12 protein-coding genes are annotated in these 18,722 nt (G+C 51.5%); 6 read left to right on the forward strand and 6 right to left on the reverse strand.

Going from position 1 to position 18,722, the window contains the following annotated elements; genetic code table 11:
• Positions 1 to 10 precede the first annotated feature (10 nt).
• The 3 genes from cydC to trxB form a co-directional block, all read right to left on the reverse strand.
• Entirely contained in the window at positions 11 to 1,738 is a 1,728-nt protein-coding gene (gene cydC / locus EHV07_RS07600) for a cysteine/glutathione ABC transporter ATP-binding protein/permease CydC (RefSeq protein ID WP_147196593.1), read from the reverse strand.
• Positions 1,735 to 3,495 carry a cysteine/glutathione ABC transporter permease/ATP-binding protein CydD gene (cydD, locus tag EHV07_RS07605; protein WP_147196595.1) on the reverse strand — a complete coding sequence of 587 codons (1,761 nt, stop codon included), beginning with the start codon at positions 3,493 to 3,495 and terminating at the stop codon, positions 1,735 to 1,737. Before cydD ends, cydC begins: the two co-directional genes overlap by 4 nt.
• Before the next feature lie 150 nt (positions 3,496 to 3,645).
• Positions 3,646 to 4,614, reverse strand: a complete 969-nt coding sequence (gene trxB, locus EHV07_RS07610) for a thioredoxin-disulfide reductase (RefSeq protein ID WP_147196597.1) — start codon at positions 4,612 to 4,614, stop codon at positions 3,646 to 3,648.
• Positions 4,615 to 5,134: 520 nt separating this feature from the next.
• Between trxB and lrp the strand changes: the two genes are divergently transcribed.
• The 6 genes from lrp to EHV07_RS07640 all read left to right on the forward strand — a co-directional run bounded on the left by lrp (position 5,135) and on the right by EHV07_RS07640 (position 14,375).
• Positions 5,135 to 5,629, forward strand: coding sequence for a leucine-responsive transcriptional regulator Lrp (gene lrp / locus EHV07_RS07615; protein WP_006118610.1), 495 nt, complete (start codon positions 5,135 to 5,137; stop codon positions 5,627 to 5,629).
• A gap of 119 nt (positions 5,630 to 5,748) precedes the next feature.
• Positions 5,749 to 9,369: a DNA translocase FtsK 4TM domain-containing protein gene (locus EHV07_RS07620; RefSeq protein WP_147196599.1), complete on the forward strand. Its 3,621-nt coding sequence runs from the start codon at positions 5,749 to 5,751 to the stop codon at positions 9,367 to 9,369.
• A 190-nt stretch (positions 9,370 to 9,559) separates the two neighbouring features.
• Entirely contained in the window at positions 9,560 to 10,171 is a 612-nt protein-coding gene (gene lolA / locus EHV07_RS07625) for an outer membrane lipoprotein chaperone LolA (protein WP_147196602.1), read from the forward strand.
• Positions 10,172 to 10,178: 7 nt separating this feature from the next.
• Positions 10,179 to 11,522 (forward strand): replication-associated recombination protein A, encoded by a 1,344-nt coding sequence (locus tag EHV07_RS07630; RefSeq protein WP_147196604.1) that lies wholly within the window; start codon positions 10,179 to 10,181, stop codon positions 11,520 to 11,522.
• 91 nt (positions 11,523 to 11,613) lie between these two features.
• Positions 11,614 to 12,906: a serine--tRNA ligase gene (serS, locus tag EHV07_RS07635; protein ID WP_147196607.1), complete on the forward strand. Its 1,293-nt coding sequence runs from the start codon at positions 11,614 to 11,616 to the stop codon at positions 12,904 to 12,906.
• A 320-nt stretch (positions 12,907 to 13,226) separates the two neighbouring features.
• Entirely contained in the window at positions 13,227 to 14,375 is a 1,149-nt protein-coding gene (locus EHV07_RS07640; protein ID WP_147196609.1) for an MFS transporter, read from the forward strand.
• A gap of 56 nt (positions 14,376 to 14,431) precedes the next feature.
• Here the strand turns inward: EHV07_RS07640 and pflA are convergent, their stop codons facing one another.
• The 3 genes from pflA to focA form a co-directional block, all read right to left on the reverse strand.
• Complete coding sequence (gene pflA / locus EHV07_RS07645) at positions 14,432 to 15,172, reverse strand: pyruvate formate lyase 1-activating protein (protein ID WP_147196611.1); 741 nt, start codon at positions 15,170 to 15,172, stop codon at positions 14,432 to 14,434.
• A gap of 167 nt (positions 15,173 to 15,339) precedes the next feature.
• Positions 15,340 to 17,622: a formate C-acetyltransferase gene (gene pflB, locus EHV07_RS07650; RefSeq protein ID WP_147196613.1), complete on the reverse strand. Its 2,283-nt coding sequence runs from the start codon at positions 17,620 to 17,622 to the stop codon at positions 15,340 to 15,342.
• A gap of 79 nt (positions 17,623 to 17,701) precedes the next feature.
• Entirely contained in the window at positions 17,702 to 18,559 is an 858-nt protein-coding gene (gene focA / locus EHV07_RS07655) for a formate transporter FocA (RefSeq protein ID WP_147196615.1), read from the reverse strand.
• Between the last annotated feature and the right edge of the window lie 163 nt (positions 18,560 to 18,722).

The raw sequence follows: 18,722 nt of genomic DNA on the forward strand, positions 1-18,722 counted from the left end.
AGAGGGTAGACTATAGCGCAATCCGTTGATGGAAGGCGCTGTAATGGCTCTCTTTTGAGATTAATTCGAGATGATTTCCTTGCTCCACCAGCCTGCCGCCATCCATGACGCAGATTCTGTCAAAGCGATGCAATCCCTGCAGGCGATGCGTTACCATAATCAGCGTTTTATCCTGCGCTATTTCCTGCAACAGCTGTAGAATTTGCTGCTCTGTTTCGGCATCCAGGCCTTCTGTAGGTTCATCCAGCAATAGCAGGGAACCATTATGCAGCAACGCACGGGCAAGCCCCAGCCGCCGCTGTTCTCCGCCTGACAGCTGGCGTCCCCCATCGCCTAACCAGCTATTCAAACCCTGACCATCTTCCAGCAGGGTGTGCAATCCGACGCGCTGCAAGACCTCTGTCAGTTGCGAGTCGCTGCTGTCAGGCGATGCCAGCAACAGATTGTCACGCAGCGTATTGCTAAAAATATGCACCCGCTGCGTTACAACGCTGGTCAGTTTTCGCAACGAGGCTTCATCCCATGTTGGCAGCAAATGCCCGTTAAGCCAGATTTCACCCTGACTGGGATCCCATGCGCGGGTTAACAGCTGAAGTAAAGTTGATTTACCGCAACCTGTTCGGCCCAGCAGCGCAATGTGTTCGCCTGAGGCAATTTCCAGCGAAAAATTTTCTATTGCAGAGACGCCGGAATCGTAGCGGAAACTCAGGTTACGCAGGCTAAGAGCGGCACCGTGAGTTTTATGAGTAAACGGGCGAGAAAACGTTACCGCAGGTTTTTGCGCCAGGATCTGTGCCACACGACGTGCTGAAGTCATAACCTGACCGAGATGCAGAAAAGCGCTGCCAACCGGGGCTAATGCTTCAAAAGCAGCCAAAGAACAAAACACAAAGAGCGCGATTAATGCACCAGGTTCATTAGCGTTCGCTGTAGTGCCAGCACTCAGCCAGAACACCACCACCACCACTAAACCCGTTATGAGCAGCAGCAAAGCTTGCGACAGGCCCGCCAGGCCCGCCTGTTTCCGTTGCGCCTGCTGCCATAACGTTTCGGTCTTATCCAGCTCAAGACGAAAGCGGGACGCTGCGCCATAAATTTTCAGTTCAGCCTGACTTTGTAGCCAGCCAGTCAACTGACTTCGATACTGCGCTCGCAGATGGGTAAGATCGTTCCCTGCATTACGACCCGCGCAATAAAATAGCGGCGGCAGTAGCAGCAGCGTCAGCAGCATGATGCCGCCAATGATCATCGCCAGCTGCCCGTCAAAGCAGCTCAGGCCCGCTGTCACCGCTACAATTACCACAAAAGCGCCAGTCAACGGTGAAAGTATTCGCAGATAGAGATGGTCAAGCGTATCGACATCAGCAACCAGTCGGTTAAGGAGATCGCCCTGACTGAAACGGCGTAGTCCGGCAGGAGAGAGCGGGATGAATTTGCTAAAGGTAAATACCCGCAGGTGTTCCAGTACGCGAAACGTTCCTTCATGACTTACCAGACGTTCGGCATAGCGCGCTGCGGTGCGAATTATTGCTGCGCCCCGCACGCCAGCGGCGGGCAGCAGATAGTTAAAGCTAAACAGCCCTGCGGCGCCAGCTGTTGAACAGGCCGCCAGAAACCAGCCTGACAGCGTCAGCAGACCGATACTGGCTAACAGCGTAAGCACGGCCAGTGCGACCCCCAGCGTCAAAAGAAATACATGGCGACGGTAGAGCCGCAGAAAGGGCAGAAGCGTCCTCATTCAGCTTTCTCCTCACGTCGTGACGCCAGCGCCGCAAAAGGCCCTGACGCCTGTAGCAGTTGCTCTCTGACACCATGCTGGACAATTTTGCCTTCCTGCATTACCCAAATTTCATCCCAACGATGCAGCTCGTTCAGCTGGTGGGTGATCAGCAGCGTGCTCTGGTTAAAAGAGGCATAATGTAAAGCCTGATTAACGCGTTGTTCGCTGCTGCGGTCCAGGCTGGCATTGGGTTCATCCAACAGCAGGAGCCTGCAAGATTTATACAGTGCGCGGGCAACAGCAATACGCTGCGCCTGACCAACGGAGAGTGAAGCAGCAAGCTCCGCCGTTGTATTGGCACCAAACCGGCCAATAAATTCACTGACGCCAGCCAGCTGGCAAACGTGCTGCATTTTTTGACTATCAACAGTGCCATTCAGCGCAATATTCTCTTCTATCGTCGCGGCAGGTAAATGCGGATTTTGTCCAACCCATGCCAGCTGCTGCTGCCAGTATTCCGGCTGGATATCCCGCAACTCTGTGCCGTTGATTCGTAGCGATCCGCGATAGGGAAGATGTCCAAGCAGTACATTAAGCAGAGAGGTTTTCCCGGCACCACTTTTGCCTACTAAAGCAATTCGTTTCCCGTGTGGCCAGATGAAGCTCATCGGGCCGGCAAGGACGACGCCATCGCCTGTAGTAATAACCAGCGCTTCTGCGGTGATATTCAGGCCCGGGCTAAAGTCTGGAATACTCACGCCCTGCGGTACTTCAGCGCTTGTTTCCGAACATAAAAATTGTTCAAGCGCATCCGCTGCGCCTACCGCCTGGGCTTTGGCATGATAATAGGTCCCCAGATCCCGTAACGGCTGGAAAAATTCGGGTGCCAGCAGCAGCGCAAAGAAACCAGCAAATAAAGTCACGCCCGTACCGTAATGCCCGAAATTTAATTCGCCCAGATAAGAGAAGCCGAAATAAACCGCCACGACCGCGATAGAAATGGAAGCGAAAAACTCCAGTACAGCGGAAGAGAGAAAAGCCAGCCGTAACACTTCCATCGTACGTTGACGAAATTCGCCAGAAGCCGTGCCAATTTGTGCTGTTTCTGCTTCAGCACGGTGAAAAAGGCGCAACGTATCCAGACCACGAAGGCGATCGAGAAAGTGGCCGCTCAATCTTGCCAGCGCCTGGAAATTGCGCCTGTTCGCCTCAGCAGCGCCAATACCAACCATCACCATAAATAAGGGAATCAGAGGGGCTGCGACCAGCAAAATCATGGCGGCTGCCCAGTTGACCGGTGCAAGGCCAATCAGAATAAAGCAGGGAACGATAGCGGCCAGCCGCATTTGAGGAAGATAGCGCGCATAGTAATCCTGCATATCTTCAATTTGTTCCAGCAGCAGCGTGGCCCAACTCCCGGCTGGCTTGCCGTGGATCATAGCCGGGCCTGTAGCGTCGAGACGATCGAGGATCTGACGCCGCAGCGCTTTTCTGATGACGTTGCCACAGGCGAAGCCCACTTTTTCTCGTAGCCAGGCGAGAAGGGCGCGTAACAAAAAGCAGGAAAAAAGCAGGATAAGCTGCGGGATAACGGATTCGCGGGGAAGGTGATCGGCGATCAACCGCTGAAGTAGCGTAGCCATCAGCCAGGCTTGTAACAGAATCAGCAACGCGCTGATGATGCCTAAGAACAGTGAAAGCTGAAGCCAGCCCTGGCTGTATATGCTCTGGTCTTTCAACCAGCGGAGCAACTGTTGCTGTCGTGACTTATCCATGCCTTACCGCATTGCCGGAAGTTTAGCGCGGGAAACGCCGAACGACCTTGTAATTAACAGGGGAAATGACCGGCGATAATACAGTCTGCAAATGAAAAAGGCGACCTGTGAAGGTCGCCTCAGGCAAGATTGAATCAGACGTTTAACAACTTACTGAGAATCTTTAACTAGCCCGTCAAGATAACGTTCAGCATCCAGCGCGGCCATACAGCCTGTTCCCGCAGAAGTGATCGCCTGGCGATAGATATGATCCATCACGTCGCCAGCGGCAAACACGCCTGGAATGCTGGTTTGCGTAGCGTTGCCGTGCAGACCAGACTGAACCTTGATGTAACCATTTTCCAGTTCCAGCTGATCTTTAAAAATCGCAGTATTAGGGCTGTGGCCGATAGCAACAAACAGGCCAGCAACGTTAAGTTCTTCAGTCTGTGCATCATCCAGCGCTGAACGCAAACGCAAAGCGCTGACGCCCATCTGGTCACCCAATACTTCATCCAGCGTCTGATTGGTATGCAGAACGATGTTGCCGTTGCGCACTTTTTCCATCAGGCGGTCAATAAGGATTTTTTCTGCACGGAAGCTGTCACGGCGATGGATAAGGTGCACTTCAGCTGCAATATTCGCCAGATAAAGCGCTTCTTCCACAGCGGTGTTGCCGCCGCCAATTACCGCAACTTTTTGATTGCGATAGAAGAAACCATCACAGGTCGCACAGGCGGAAACGCCGCGGCCCTTAAAGGCGTCTTCCGATGGCAGGCCAAGATAGCGCGCAGAAGCGCCGGTTGCGATAATCAGCGCGTCGGCGGTATATTCACCGCTATCACCCGTCAGGCGAAACGGACGATTTTGTAAATCGACGCTATGGATATGGTCAAAGATAATCTCGGTGTTGAATTTTTCCGCATGCTCCTGCATGCGCTCCATCAACGCCGGCCCGGTCAAATCGTGCGGATCGCCAGGCCAGTTTTCAACTTCGGTCGTGGTGGTCAACTGACCGCCTTTTTCCAAACCGGTAATCAGCACCGGATTTAAGTTAGCGCGTGCCGCATAGACGGCAGCCGTGTAGCCCGCTGGGCCGGAACCCAGGATAAGTAATTTACTGTGTTTGGCCACGCTCATGAGACCCTCATTGATTGACTGGCATTTGTTTTGATTGTAGGGAATTTACTGCGGCAAAAAAAGCATTCTGCAATTTTGTTAACGATGATTGCAAAAGGTTTAACCAATTCACCGTTGACCCATCACGGGGAAATTTGCGCTAAAACAGGGCATATAACGCGAGATGATGGTGCAGCCCAGCGAAAATACCCATTAAAAAACAGTCACGCAGCGACACATCTGGCATGTTGTACTGATTTTAGTTGTTTTGCTTTGACAATCGGCTGCGCTTTTGCGAAAACAGTGTAGGAAGCGGAGAGGATTCAGGCTGGCAAACGCAGGTTTTCCCTGTTTTGGCGCATCAGCCGAATAAACTCAGTCTGTCATTGGTCATGACGCATGGTGTGGACAGACAGCATGCGTCAGGCGGATGGGCGTTTTATTTCGCAACAGGCTCCAGACTTCACTTAGAACAACTCTGTACAGTGAATACGTCCAGAGTATGGCAGGTAAAGGGAAGGCATTAAGAGAGACAATAATAATGGTAGACAATAAAAAACGACCTGGAAAAGATCTCGACAGGATCGATCGTAATATCCTTAATGAGTTGCAGAAGGATGGCCGCATCTCCAACGTCGAGCTTTCGAAACGAGTGGGCTTATCACCTACGCCGTGTCTTGAGCGTGTGCGTCGTCTTGAAAGGCAGGGGTTTATTCTTGGCTATACTGCCCAGTTGAACCCGCATTATCTGGATGCATCGCTACTGGTATTCGTTGAGATTACTCTGAATCGTGGCGCACCCGACGTGTTTGAGCAATTTAACGCCGCCGTACAAAAACTTGAGGAAACTCAAGAGTGTCATCTTGTTTCAGGCGATTTTGACTATCTGCTGAAAACCCGCGTACCCGATATGTCTGCCTACCGTAAATTGTTGGGGGAAACCCTGCTACGCCTGCCTGGCGTGAACGATACGCGGACCTACGTGGTCATGGAAGAAGTGAAGCAAAGTAACCGCTTAGTCATTAAAACGCGGTAACACAGGGCAGGTGCAAAACCTGGTAGTTTTCGGTACACTCCTGTGAATTCATACAGGTTCAGCGTCGGGCATACCCGGCGCTGTTGCCTTCATAGTTTACAGGCACCTGGAGAGTACTCTTGAGCCAGGAATACACAGAAGATAAAGAAGTTTCGTTACAACCGCTGAGCAGTGGGCGTCGTCTGCTGGAAGCGTTATTAATCATTGTTGCTCTTTTCGCCGTTTACCTGATGGTAGCATTGCTGAGCTTCAATCCTTCCGATCCCAGCTGGTCGCAAACCGCCTGGCATGAACCTATCCATAATTTGGGCGGCGGCGTTGGCGCCTGGCTTGCGGATACGCTGTTTTTCATTTTTGGCGTCATGGCCTATGCCATCCCTCCCGTTATTCTGGGGCTGTGCTGGATCACGTTCCGTCAGCGACATTCTCAGGATTACATCGACTATTTTGCCGTGGCGTTGCGTTTGATTGGCGTGCTGGCATTAGTGGTGACTTCCTGCGGCCTGGCCGCGCTGAATGCAGATGATATCTGGTATTTCGCTTCTGGCGGCGTCATCGGCAGCCTGCTGAGTAATGCTATGGCTCCCTGGTTCAATGGCGCAGGCGGGACGTTAACGCTGTTGTGCGTTTGGGCCGCTGGGCTGACGCTTTACACCGGCTGGTCATGGTTGACGATTGCTGAAAAGATCGGCGCTGCGGTTATGGGCGTTCTGACCTTTGCCAGCAACCGGTCTCGTCATGACGAGCGGTGGCATGAAGATGATGAGGAGCAAGAACATGACGAAGCGGCTTCATCATTAAAACTTCAGGCACATGATGACGATGAGCACGATATTTTGTTATCAGCGCCGAAAAAAGTTCATGATGATAAAGAAGAATATGAAGAGGATGACCACGATCCGTTGCTGAGCAAACCCGTTGCTGCGGCTGTTGCTCAGCGTTCTTCGGAAGCCCCGGCCATTATCACGGCTCGGCCTCTGGCACCTGAAGCGCCTACTCTGCCCGCGTCTCAGGCTGTCTCTCCACCTGTCTCTGCCTCGATCCCAACGCAGGTCGCGACGCAACAACCTGCGTCAACGACTCCGGTCGCGACGGCAAGTGTGCCGCCAGAGCTTTACCGGTTTGAAGTGCCAGCGGAAACGCCTGCGCCATCCGTGCCGGTTGCAGAAGATGAAGGTCCGAGCATGGGCAACTGGCGTGAAGCGTCAGGCTCACCGTTTGATTTCTCTTCCTCAGCATCTTCTCAGCCAGCAGATATTGTGGCGGGCAGCATGACGGCTGAAGCAGCGAAAGCGGCGGCGGCATCCGGCGCCTTTATGCCGGGCTTCAGCGCAACCAGTGAAGCGGCTAATCCGCAGGTTAAGCAAGGTATCGGGCCTGAGTTACCTCGTCCTAATCCGGTAAAGCTTCCTACACGCCGTGAGCTCGCTTCTTATGGCATCAAACTTCCTTCACAGCGCATTGCCGAAGAGAAGGCTAAAGAAGAGGAACTGCGCCAGCAGCAGGCCGCCGTTGAAACTAATACGGATGCTCAGGTACAGGAGGAAGCGCATTTGCGCGAGGCTTTCATGGCTCAGCAACAGACGCGCTACGGTGAAAGTTACGCTGAGGAAGATGAAGAGGAAGCACAGCATCAGGCTGAGCTTGCACGTCAGTTTGCCGGACAGCAGAATCAACGTTACGGGCAGCCAGAGCCGGAAAATAATGCTGCGCTGAAACTGGATACTGCGGGCGCATTCGATTTTTCACCAATGGACGATCTGGTCGACGATGGCCCAAGTGAGCCGCTGTTTACCTTATCTGCCGTAGCGGAAGAAACTGTTAAGCCTGTTGAGCAGCCCCAGTGGCAGCAACACAGCCAGGCTCCACAACAGACGCAGGCTCAGCAAGCTGCGCCATCGTGGCAGGCCGCTCGGCCGGAAGCCCCGGTTCAGCAAGCTGCCCCGTCATGGCAGACTGCCCAGCCGGAAGCCCCGGTTCAGCAAGCTGCGCCATCGTGGCAGGCCGCTCAGCCGGAAGCCCCGGTTCAGCAAGCTGCGCCATCGTGGCAGGCCGCTCGGCCGGAAGCCCCGGTTCAGCAAGCTGCGCCGTCATGGCAGGCCGCTCAGCCGGAAGCCCCGGTTCAGCAAGCTGCGCCGTCATGGCAGGCTGCCCAGCCGGAAGCCCCGGTTCAGCAGCCAGAAGCCGCCAATCCAATGGCCGACAGCCTGTTTCATCCGTTCCTGGTACGACATGAACAGCCGTTGGAAAAACCGACTACGCCATTGCCAACGCTTGATTTGTTGACGGCACCGCCAGCAGAAGCTGAGCCCGTAGACATGTTTGCCCTGGAGCAAACCGCTCGACTGGTTGAAGCTCGCCTGGCTGACTATCGCGTTAAAGCTGAAGTAGTCGGTATTTCGCCGGGGCCGGTGATCACACGTTTTGAACTGGATTTGGCACCGGGTGTTAAAGCGGCTCGTATTTCTAATCTTTCACGTGACCTTGCTCGTTCACTCTCTGCCGTAGCGGTACGTGTAGTGGAAGTTATTCCAGGTAAGCCATACGTGGGTCTTGAGCTGCCTAATAAGCATCGTCAGACGGTTTACATGCGTGAAGTACTTGAGTGCGATAAGTTCCGTGACAATCCTTCACCGCTAGCTGTTGTGCTGGGTAAAGATATTGCAGGACAGCCAGTCGTGGCGGATCTGGCAAAAATGCCACACTTGCTGGTTGCCGGTACAACGGGCTCCGGTAAGTCTGTTGGCGTGAACGCCATGATCATCAGCATGCTTTATAAAGCTACGCCGGAAGAAGTTCGCTTTATCATGATCGATCCAAAAATGCTGGAGCTGTCGGTTTACGAAGGTATTCCGCATTTGCTGACTGAAGTGGTCACCGATATGAAGGATGCGGCGAACGCGCTGCGCTGGAGTGTCGGTGAGATGGAGCGACGCTATAAGCTGATGTCCGCACTGGGCGTGCGTAATCTGGCTGGCTATAACGAGAAAGTGAAGCTGGCTGAAGCGATGGGTCGTCCTATTCCGGATCCTTTCTGGAAACCGGGTGACAGCATGGATACTACGCCGCCGGTGCTGGAAAAACTGCCTTACATTGTTGTATTGGTTGATGAGTTCGCCGATCTGATGATGGCGGTTGGTAAGAAAGTGGAAGAGCTGATTGCTCGTCTGGCGCAGAAAGCGCGTGCTGCCGGTATCCATCTGGTTCTGGCTACACAGCGTCCTTCTGTTGATGTTATTACCGGGTTGATTAAGGCGAACATACCAACGCGTATTGCCTTTACCGTTTCCAGTAAAATCGACTCCCGCACGATCCTCGATCAGGGCGGAGCCGAATCGCTGTTGGGAATGGGGGACATGCTGTATATGCCGCCGAACTCCTCAATGCCAATGCGTGTTCATGGCGCATTTGTCCTTGATCAGGAGGTTCATGCGGTCGTACAGGATTGGAAAGCACGCGGGCGCCCTCAGTATATCGAAAGCATTACTGCTGGTGAGGAAAGCGAAAGCGGTGCGCTCGGTCTTGATGCTGATGAAGAACTGGATCCTCTGTTCGATCAGGCAGTGTCGTTCGTGGTTGAAAAACGACGGGCTTCCATTTCTGGGGTGCAACGCCAGTTCCGTATCGGTTATAACCGTGCGGCCCGAATTATTGAGCAGATGGAAGCACAAAGTATTGTGTCGACGCCGGGTCATAACGGTAACCGGGAAGTCCTCTCGCCACCGCCCCATGAAATGTAATAGCAGCAAACGCTAAGCAGCGGGCCGGGATAATCCGGCCCGTTGAGTTTGCACGCGATATCCCCATATCTACTCTGTCCGTCAGGGGATTAAGGTTAATCTCCTGTTGCAATCGTTGCAGTCCGGCTACAGTTATCCACACAGGTTTACCCGCTAACCGGGATAAAATAGTTTCAATAAGGATGCCCTGATGAAAAAATTAATGATTTCCTGCTGTCTGCTTGCTGCTTTCTCTTCTGCCAGCGTGCTGGCTGACGCCTCTTCCGATCTGCAGCAGCGTCTGGACAAAGTGAAAAGCTTCCATGCCAGCTTTACGCAAAAAGTGACTGACGGCAGCGGCCAATCCGTCCAGGATGGTGAAGGTGAACTGTGGGTTAAACGCCCTAATCTTTTCAACTGGCATATGACCGCCCCTGATGAAAGTATCCTGATTTCAGATGGCGAAACGCTGTGGTTCTATAACCCTTTTGTTGAGCAGGTCAGCGCTACCTGGCTGAAGAATGCCACCAGCAATACGCCGTTTATGCTGATTGCCCGTAATCAGGGTAATGACTGGAAACAATACAACATCACGCAGCTGGGTGATAATTTTGAACTGACGCCGAAATCGGCCGATGGCAATTTGAAGCAGTTCACCATTAACGTTTCCAAAAGCGGAACCATTAACCAGTTCAGTGCGGTAGAACAAGATGGCCAGCGCAGCAGCTATGCGCTCAAAAGTCAGCAGAATGGTGCTGTCGCAGCCGATAAGTTCAAGTTTACGCCGCCAAAAGGCGTGACGCTGGACGATCAACGTCAGTGAGGTTAGCGTGAGCAGTCTGTCTCTGGATTTCTCCCACAACGAATTTCAGCCATTGGCCGCACGCATGCGGCCCCGTAAGCTTGCCGAATATATTGGTCAGCAGCATCTTCTGGCAGCGGGTAAACCTTTGCCCCGGGCAATTGAAGCGGGGCATCTGCACTCGATGATCCTCTGGGGGCCGCCGGGCACCGGAAAGACGACGCTGGCCGAAATTATTGGTCATTATGGCCAGGCTGACGTTGAACGTATCTCCGCGGTGACCTCTGGCGTTAAAGAAATTCGTGAGGCTATTGAACGTGCACGTCAAAACCGCAATGCAGGACGACGCACGATTCTGTTTGTGGACGAGGTGCATCGCTTCAACAAAAGCCAGCAGGATGCTTTTTTACCGCACATTGAAGATGGCACTATCACGTTCATTGGCGCGACTACTGAAAATCCCTCCTTTGAATTGAATTCGGCGTTACTTTCCCGGGCACGTGTCTATTTGCTGAAGTCCCTTACCCGCGAAGATATTGAAACCGTGCTGGATCAGGCGATGAAGGATGAGGCGCGGGGTTACGGCAAGCAAAATATTGTTCTGCCAGACGAAACCCGGCGGATGGTAGCTGAATTAGTTAGCGGTGATGCCCGGCGAGCTTTAAATACGTTGGAAATGATGGCCGATATGGCCGAAGTGGACAGCAAAGGCCTGCGCACGCTCACGGTGCAACTCCTGAATGAAGTATCAGGCGAGCGTAGCGCCAGATTCGACAATAAAGGCGATCGTTATTACGATCTGATCTCTGCGCTGCATAAATCTGTCCGAGGCTCCGCGCCCGATGCGGCTTTGTACTGGTATGCCCGCATTATTACCGCAGGCGGCGATCCTTTGTATGTTGCCCGTCGGTTGCTTGCTATTGCTTCTGAAGATGTCGGTAATGCCGATCCTCGCGGTATGCAGGTGGCGATTTCAGCATGGGATTGTTTTACCCGTGTTGGCCCGGCTGAAGGCGAGCGGGCAATTGCACAGGCGATCGTTTACCTGGCTTGCGCACCGAAAAGTAACGCTGTTTATACCGCTTTTAAAGCAGCAATGCGTGATGCTCGCGATAACCCGGACTACGATGTTCCTGAGCACTTGCGCAATGCGCCAACTAAATTGATGAAAGAGATGGGGCTGGGTGCAGAGTATCGTTACGCTCACGATGAACCGAATGCTTATGCGGCAGGCGAGGACTATTTCCCGGCTGAAATGGCGATGACTCGCTATTACCGTCCCACCTCGCGAGGGCTGGAAGGGAAGATTGGTGAAAAGCTCACCTGGCTCGCTGAGCAGGATCAAAATAGCCCGACAAAACGCTATCGCTAACATTAACGTTGCGGTAAGGTTAGCAAGGAATTCAACGTATTCGCCGTGCGGATGCGCCCTTCTTTAATTAAATACTTATCACAGGACAAGCATGCTCGATCCTAATCTGCTGCGTAATGAGCCAGACGCAGTCGCTGAAAAACTGGCACGCCGGGGCTTTAAGCTGGACGTTGACACGCTGCGCTCGCAGGAAGAACGCCGCAAAGTCCTCCAGGTCGAAACGGAAACCCTGCAGGCAGAACGTAACTCCCGATCCAAATCTATCGGGCAGGCCAAAGCGCGTGGGGAAGACATCGAGCCGTTACGTCAGGAAGTGAACGTGCTGGGCGAACGCCTGGATGCGGCCAAAGCGGAACTTGATCTATTACAGAACCAAATTCGTGACGTTGCCTTAGCTATACCGAACATTCCGGTTGATGAAGTCCCTCTCGGTAAAGACGATAGCGATAACCTGGAAGTGAGTCGCTGGGGCGAGCCGCGCCACTATGATTTTGCAGTACGCGATCATGTTGAACTGGGCGAAATGGCTGCCGGGCTGGACTTTGCCGCTGCGGTGAAGCTAACCGGTTCACGTTTTGTGGTCATGAAAGGGCAGATTGCGCTGATGCACCGTGCGCTCAGCCAGTTTATGCTGGATCTGCATACTGAGCAGCATGGCTATCTGGAAACTTATGTTCCTTACCTGGTCAACCATACTTCTCTGTACGGTACCGGACAGCTGCCGAAGTTTGGTGAAGATCTGTTCCATACTCGTCCACTGGCAGAAGAAGCTTCTGCCAGTGATTATGCGTTGATCCCAACGTCTGAAGTCCCGCTGACTAACCTGGTTCGCGATGAAATCCTTGAAGAAGAGTCCCTGCCGTTAAAACTGACTGCTCATACTCCGTGCTTCCGTTCTGAAGCGGGCGCTTACGGTCGTGATACCCGCGGTCTGATCCGCATGCATCAGTTCGACAAAGTTGAAATGGTGCAAATCACGCGTCCGGAAGATTCCATGCAGGCGCTGGAAGAGCTGGTTGGGCACGCAGAAAAAGTGCTGCAGCTGCTGGAATTGCCTTACCGTAAAGTGCTGCTGTGTACCGGTGATATGGGCTTTGGTTCCTGCAAAACCTACGATCTGGAAGTGTGGCTCCCGGCTCAGGACACTTACCGTGAAATTTCATCCTGTTCCAATATGGGTGATTTCCAGGCACGTCGCATGCAGGCTCGCTGCCGCAGTAAAACCGAGAAAAAGCCGCGCCTTGTTCATACTCTGAATGGTTCAGGTTTGGCTGTAGGGCGTACCCTGGTCGCGGTGTTGGAGAACTATCAGCAGGCTGATGGCCGTATTGCTGTTCCTGAAGTACTGCGTCCGTATATGAAAGGCCTTGAATTTATTGGCTGACGCTCAGCGCGTTATAAAAAACCTGCGGCTTTGTCTGCAGGTTTTTTTATCCGTAAGCCTTTAAAAACATCTGAAATTCGTTTCTTTATCAGCAATAAAAATCATCGATAATGAAAGCGGTATTTTTGTTAATACGCTCATTTTTCATAGAGATAACGTAATTACAGCCTGGCAACGTTGTTGCGTTAACTTATTGAAGATAAAAAAATTAAATCGGTTCGCAGCAAATCGTGCTGCATGCGATTTTTGGCCGTTGACTTTAATCTGGCGAGTGGCATTATGCGCGCCAAATCCTCTGCTGTTTTGGTAGTTTCCTGACTATGTCAACCTGGTCCCGTCCCGTAATTATGCTGCTTTGCGGCCTGCTGCTATTGACCATTTCTATCGCCGTGCTGAATACGCTGGTGCCGCTGTGGCTTACCCATGATGCGTTGCCAACCTGGCAAGTGGGTGGCGTAAGTTCATCTTATTTTACGGGCAACCTGGTGGGGGCATTACTCGCAGGCTGGTTGATTAAGCGACTCGGTTTTAATCGCGCTTATTATATCGCCTCGATTACTTTTGCTCTGGCTACGGCAGCTTTAGGACTGGAAAGCGGATTTCTTTCGTGGTCTTTATGGCGCTTTGTTGCAGGAATTGGTTGCGCGCTAATTTGGGTAGTGGTGGAAAGTGCTTTACTGTGCAGCGGAACGCTTCGTAATCGCGGCCAGCTACTGGCTGCCTATATGATCGTTTATTACCTGGGAACGGTTGCCGGACAGCTCCTGGTTAGTAAAATGTCTACCGGCCTGCTGCATGTCCTGCCCTGGGTGACCGGTTTTATTGTTGCGGCCATTTTACCTCTGATTTTTACTCAGATTACGGCAAAGTCTGAGGATGAAGAAACGTCAGGCCGTATGTGGTCTATGTTGCGTCGTCGCAGTGCACGTCTTGGCATTAACGGCTGCATTATTTCTGGGATTCTGTTGGGCTCGCTGTACGGCCTGATGCCGCTTTATCTTTCCCATCAGGGCATGAGCGACGCGAACGTCGGATACTGGATGGCGCTGCTTATTAGCGCGGGTATTATCGGGCAATGGCCGGTCGGACGACTTGCCGACCGTTATGGTCGTTTGCTGGTGCTTCGCGTGCAGGTTTTTGGCGTCATTCTGGGCGCACTGGCCATGCTCAGTAATACTGCCATGGCACCAGCATTATTCGTTTTAGGCTGTGCAGGTTTTACACTTTATCCCGTCGCTATGTCATGGGCCTGTGAGAAAGTGTCGCATCATGAGCTGGTGTCTATGAATCAGGCACTGTTGCTCAGCTACACGTTGGGAAGCCTTGCCGGCCCCGCGCTGACATCGTTACTGATGCAAAATTACTCCGATCGGGTGTTGTTTGTCATGATTGCCGCCGTAGCATTTATCTATCTGGTTATGCTGTTGCGTAAGGCCGATCAGCATGCCACACCGATTGCCCATGCATAAGTGCTAAAAATAAAGCCGACGGTTTAAAAGAGCAGGGCGGAGAAATCCGCCCTGGTTTAATACATAACCTTGTGGCCGTAGCCTTCGAGTATATGCTTTACCCGTTCCATGGTTTCGGCTTTCGGCGGATGAACGCCGTCCAGCTTATATTCCTCTCCCATCGCTATCCATTTGTGCTTACCCAGTTCGTGATAGGGCAAAAGCTCAATTTTTTCGACGTTTCCCATATCTCGGGTAAATTCACCAAGGCGATGGGCAGACTCATCATCATCTGAATAGCCCGGGACCACCACGTAACGTATCCAGGTACGAATATTTTTCTTCGCAAGGTAACGCGCAAAATCCAGCGTACGCCGGTTCGAGACCCCGACAAGTATCTGGTGAACGTCATCATTTATCTGTTTCAGATCTAACATCACCAGATCGGTAACGTCCAGTAATTCATCAATAACCGGGTCGTAACGGCGTACAAAACCATTGGTATCCAGACAGGTATTAATCCCTTCTGCATGACAGGCGCGGAACCAGTCACGCACGAATTCGGCTTGCAGGATAGCCTCTCCGCCGGATGCCGTTACGCCGCCGCCGGAAGCATTCATGAAGTGACGGTAGGAGACAACATCCTTCATCAGCTCTTCAACAGTAATTTCCTTGCCGCCGTGCGTATCCCATGTATCACGATTATGGCAATACAGGCAGCGCATCAGGCAACCCTGAAAGAAGGTGATAAAACGGATGCCGGGACCATCAACGGTCCCACAGGATTCAAATGAGTGAATACGACCAGTGACTGACATTGCGATGAATTCTCCATAGTAGACCTGCGTTGCTGGCAGGGACGCAGTCTTAGCTGCGTTAAATCTGTTTTGCCAGCCGCCTGAGGCGAATGGCCTGAGAAGGCTGGCAAATCAGACTGAGAAAAGGCTCCAGCGGCGTGGAGCCTTTGCTTCTCAGAGAGATGAAGTTACATAGTCTGAGTGAAGGTGCGGGTAATAACGTCCTGCTGTTGCTCTTTGGTCAGTGAGTTGAAACGTACTGCATAGCCTGAAACACGAATAGTCAGCTGAGGATATTTCTCAGGGTCATTCATCGCATCAAGCAGCATCTCACGGTTCATTACGTTTACATTCAGATGTTGACCGCCTTCAATGCTGGATTCATGGTGGAAGTAACCATCCATCAGCCCCGCAAGGTTAGCTTTACGTACGTCATCATCTTTACCCAACGCGTTTGGTACGATGGAGAAGGTGTAAGAGATGCCGTCTTTCGCGTAAGCAAACGGGAGTTTTGCTACTGACGTCAGAGAAGCGACAGCACCCTTCTGGTCACGACCGTGCATTGGGTTAGCCCCAGGTCCGAATGGTGCACCGGCGCGGCGACCATCTGGTGTGTTACCTGTTTTTTTGCCGTAAACCACGTTTGAAGTGATAGTCAGTACTGATTGTGTTGGCACCGCATTACGGTAAGTCTGCAGTTTCTGAATTTTCTTCATGAAACGTTCAACAAGGTCGCAGGCGATATCATCGACGCGAGCATCATTATTACCAAACTGCGGATATTCACCTTCGATTTTGAAATCAACGGCAAGACCGTCTTCATCACGGATGGTGGAAACTTTTGCATATTTAATTGCGGAAAGTGAGTCAGCAGCAACTGACAGACCAGCAATACCACATGCCATAGTGCGATACACATCGCGATCGTGCAGCGCCATCAGTGAGGCTTCATAACTATATTTATCATGCATATAGTGGATGACGTTAAGCGCGGTAACATACTGTTTGGCCAGCCAGTCCATAAAGTGATCCATGCGAGCCATGACTTTCTCATAGTCCAGCACTTCATCCATCATTGGCGCTTCTTTAGGGCCAACCTGCATTTTTAACTTCTCATCCACGCCGCCATTAATAGCGTAAAGCATGGTTTTAGCGAGGTTTGCTCGTGCACCGAAGAACTGCATTTGTTTGCCAACAATCATTGGGCTTACGCAACAGGCGATAGCATAATCATCGTTGTTAAAGTCTGGACGCATCAGATCGTCATTTTCATACTGAACGGATGACGTATCAATTGAGACTTTTGCCGCATACTTTTTGAAGTTAAGTGGCAATTTCTCTGACCACAAAATGGTCATGTTAGGTTCAGGTGATGGACCCATTGTGTAAAGGGTATTGAGGAAGCGGAAGCTGTTTTTTGTCACCAGCGTACGGCCGTCTACACCCATACCAGCCAGAGACTCTGTGGCCCAGATTGGGTCGCCAGAGAAGAGTTCGTCATATTCCGGCGTACGCAGGAAGCGAACCATACGCAGCTTCATTACCAGATGATCGATAAGCTCCTGAGCGGCTTCCTCGGTAATTTTGCCCTCTTTCAGATCGCGTTCGATATAGATATCAAGGAATGTTGATACGCGCCCAAAGGACATTGCTGCGCCATTCTGTGATTTCACCGCAGCCAGATAACCGAAGTAAGTCCACTGTACTGCTTCCTGAGCGGTTTTAGCTGGCCCGGAGATATCGCAACCGTATTTGGCTGCCATCTCTTTAATCTGTTGTAGCGCACGATGCTGATCGGCAATCTCTTCACGCAGACGGATTGTCGCTTCAAGGTTTACGCCGTTTTCCATATCGCTCTGCAGTGAGGTGAACTGAGCGAATTTATCTTTCATCAGTAAGTCAATGCCGTATAACGCAACGCGACGATAATCACCAATGATGCGACCACGACCATAAGCATCTGGTAAACCGGTCAGTACGCCTGATTTGCGGCAGCGCAGGATATCGGGCGTGTAAACATCAAACACGCCCTGGTTATGGGTTTTACGATAATCAGTAAAAACTTTTTTCAGGCCAGCATCTAACTCGCGACCGTAAACTTTACAGGAACCTTCTACCATCTTGATGCCGCCAAAAGGGATCAGCGCGCGTTTCAGAGGTGCTTCAGTTTGTAAACCAACAATGGTTTCCAGCTTTTTATCTATATAACCAGCATCATGTGAAGTGATAGTGGATGCCAGATCGGTATCAAAATCGACTGGCGCATGGGTGCGGTTTTCCAGCTTAATGCCTTCCATAACCTTATCCCACAACGCCGTGGTGGCTGCGGTAGCGCCGCTCAGGAACGTTTCGTCACCTTCATAAGGCGTATAGTTTTTTTGGATAAAATCACGAACATTAATGCTGTTCTGCCACTCACCTGCTGCAAAGCTTTCCCAGGCAATGGCCTGTTTTTCATTGTGGTCGCTCATTTGATACCTACCTTAATGACTAGAATTTTTTTCGTTCCCACCGTCGTTGCGCAGCGGGGCCAAATTACATTGCTGGCAATCAATGATGATCGCCTTCTCGCAGATAAATAACCCAGTAGGTCAAGCCTACCAGCAGGCCGCCGCCGATAATGTTACCGAGAGTGACTGGAATGAGATTGTCGATAACAAAATTGCTGACGGTCAGGCTTGAGAAGTGTGCTGCTGTGGTTCCTGTCGCTTGCCAGAACTCTGGGGCAGCAAAATCCTTAATAACGATGGCCAGCGGAATCATGAACATGTTAGCAATACTGTGCTCGAAACCACTCGCAACAAACATGCCAACGGGTAAGACCATCGCCAACATTTTGTCGGTCAGCGTTCGCCCCGAATAGCTCATCCAGACCGCCATGCATACCATCAGGTTAGCAAGCGTACCCAGACACAGTGCTTCAATAAAAGTATGGTGCATTTTATGATCAGCCGTTTGCAGAACATTTAATCCCCATGCACCATTAGCCACCATATATTGGCCGGCAAACCAAATCAGCCCAACGAAGAACATTGCGCCGAAGAAATTTCCGATATAAACGTTAATCCAGTTTTTAGCTAACTGGCTCCAGGTAATGCGTCCACTGGCTTTTGCTACCATAGTGAGAACGGTTGAGGTAAACAAGTCTGCACCACAAACGACCACCAGCATCAGTCCCAGTGAGAAACAGATACCGCCAACCAGTTTTGCCAGCCCCCACGGAACGGTTTCTGTCCCTGTGGTTGCCGTAATATAAAAAACAAAAGCAATTGAAATAAAAACGCCAGCAGTAATTGCAAGGAAAAAAGTGGTGAAGGGATGTTTCGTCGCCTTATAGACGCCAGCCTCTTCAGCGAAGAGGGCCATTTCAGACGGTACTCTCAAATCAAACGGGTTGCCAGCTTTCACACTAACGTCTCCCAAAATTATTCAACAATTAAATACTAACAAAGGAGTATAGGGGAGAATTTGATATGGATCATATTGCGTCAGAATGGAGAGGGTATAAAGCCTCAAGAATGTAGGCTTATTAACATTAAACCTTTGATTTATAAATAATAAATAAATTTTA

It is taken from the genome of Pantoea sp. CCBC3-3-1, assembly GCF_007981265.1.
In the GTDB taxonomy this organism is placed as follows: domain Bacteria; phylum Pseudomonadota; class Gammaproteobacteria; order Enterobacterales; family Enterobacteriaceae; genus Erwinia.